Here is a 1,991-nt window from a genome sequence, read left to right as displayed (position 1 = left end):
CGAATATGAGCGCAAAGCGCTCATCCTGAGCCGCGCCCTGGTGCCTCTTTGGTTTCTTTCTGGGCATCCAGAAAGAAACTCGCCGCCCGCAGGCGGCGAAATCCCCCTGAAAAAAACTATGTTTCACGTGAAACCTCCCCTCCCCTATTCCCACAAACCAACACATTATTATCAAATTTAAGGAGTGTTCCAATATGCTGGACATCAAGCTGATCCGGGAGAATCCCGATCTGGTAAAAGAAAACATCAAGAAGAAGTTCCAGGACCAGAAGCTGCCCCTGGTGGACGAGGTGCTGGAGCTGGACAAGGAGAACCGGGCCGTCATGGCCGAGGCCCAGGAGCTGCGCTCCGCCCGGAACAGCCTGTCCAAGCAGGTGGGCATCCTCATGGGCCAGTCCAAGAAGGACCCCTCCAAGCTGGCGGAGGCCGAGGAGGCCAAGGCCAAGGTGAAGGCCAACGCCGACCGTCTGGCCGAGCTGGAGGCCAAGGAGACCGAGCTGGCCCAGAAGATCCGCAAGATCATGCTCCAGATCCCCAACATCATCGACCCCTCCGTGCCCATCGGCCCCGACGACAGCTGCAACGTGGAGGTCCAGCGCTTCGGCGAGCCCGTGGTGCCCGACTTTGAGATCCCCTACCACACCCAGATCATGGAGTCCTTCAACGGCATTGACATGGACGCCGCCGGCCGGGTGTCCGGCAACGGCTTCTACTACCTCATGGGCGACATCGCCCGCATCCACGAGGGCGTGCTGGCCTACGCCCGGGACTTTATGATCAACAAGGGCTTCACCTTCTGCATCCCCCCCTTCATGATCCACGGCAACGTGGTGGAGGGCGTCATGTCCCAGACCGAGATGGACGCCATGATGTACAAGATCGAGGGCGAGGATCTGTACCTCATCGGCACCTCTGAGCACTCCATGATCGGCAAGTTCATCGACCAGATCATCCCCGAGGAGTCCCTGCCCCAGACCCTCACCTCCTACTCCCCCTGCTTCCGGAAGGAGAAGGGCGCCCACGGCATCGAGGAGCGCGGCGTGTACCGCATCCACCAGTTTGAGAAGCAGGAGATGATCGTGGTCTGCAAGCCCGAGGACTCCATGAAGTGGTACGATCAGATGTGGAAGTACTCCGTGGAGCTGTTCCGCTCCCTGGACATCCCCGTGCGCCAGCTGGAGTGCTGCTCCGGCGACCTGGCCGACCTGAAGGTGAAGTCCTGCGACATCGAGGCCTGGTCCCCCCGTCAGAAGAAGTACTTTGAGGTGTGCTCCTGCTCCAACCTGGGCGACGCCCAGGCCCGCCGCCTGAAGATGCGGGTCAAGGGCGAGAAGGGCACCTACCTGCCCCACACCCTGAACAACACCGTGGTGGCCCCTCCCCGCATGCTCATCGCCTTCCTGGAGAACAACCTCCAGGCCGACGGCTCCGTGAAGATCCCCGAGGCTCTGCGGCCCTATGTGGGCGGCATGGAGGTCATGGTGCCCAAGAAGTAAGATTTGATTGCAGGGGAATTTCGCCGCCTGCGGGCGGCGAGTTCCTTTGCCCATGGCGGCAAAGGAACCAAAACGCCACCGGGGACGCGTCCGATGGGCTACGGCTTCACTCTGTTCCGCCTAGGCCCATAGGCCGCTTTCCCCGGACCCCAATACGGGGGTTATCCCTGCGGCTTGGCATAAAATTTCCGGCGCGCAAAATCTGAGTGACGATCTAAATTCCCGCCGGGCCACTGGGCCCTGGGTATGCAAAAATTGTCGCTGGTACGGTTCCGCTTCTGCGCCTCGCTTTACCGAACCAACGCTCCCGGTCCGGTTTCGCCGTAGGGGCGGCCCTTGCGGCCGCCCGAAAGCCTTCCCCCTTGAAGGGGGAAGGTGGCTGGCCAAAGGCCAGACGGATGAGGGTGCTCTCTCGAAAGGTGGCTCTTAGAGCAAGAGAAAGCCCCTCCAGATATCCCTCTCCCGCTAAAGTCCCCCCTTGTCAAAAGGGGGGCG

General features: G+C 61.1%; 2 protein-coding genes. Both read left to right on the top strand.

Translation table 11 applies throughout. From position 1 onward, the window contains the following. Window positions 1-181, top strand: a 181-nt coding sequence (locus tag B5F19_RS17795) for a hypothetical protein (protein ID WP_204248360.1), incomplete at its 5' end; no start/stop codon positions are given. A 13-nt stretch (window positions 182-194) separates the two neighbouring features. Next, a complete protein-coding gene (gene serS, locus B5F19_RS16675) occupies window positions 195-1,496 on the top strand; it encodes a serine--tRNA ligase (RefSeq protein WP_087292873.1) in 1,302 nt (433 codons plus the stop codon). The last annotated feature ends 495 nt before the right edge of the window (window positions 1,497-1,991 follow it).

The organism is Pseudoflavonifractor sp. An184 (assembly GCF_002160305.1).
GTDB lineage: Bacteria > Bacillota > Clostridia > Oscillospirales > Oscillospiraceae > Lawsonibacter > Lawsonibacter pullicola.
The sequence above is the reverse complement of the archived record's forward strand: the minus strand, read 5'-3'. Positions and strand labels throughout refer to the sequence as shown.

Coding starts and splice junctions, on each gene's coding strand:
- serS (WP_087292873.1), top strand. CDS start 195: ATGCTGGACATCAAGCTGATCCGGGAGAATCCCGATCTGGTAAAAGAA.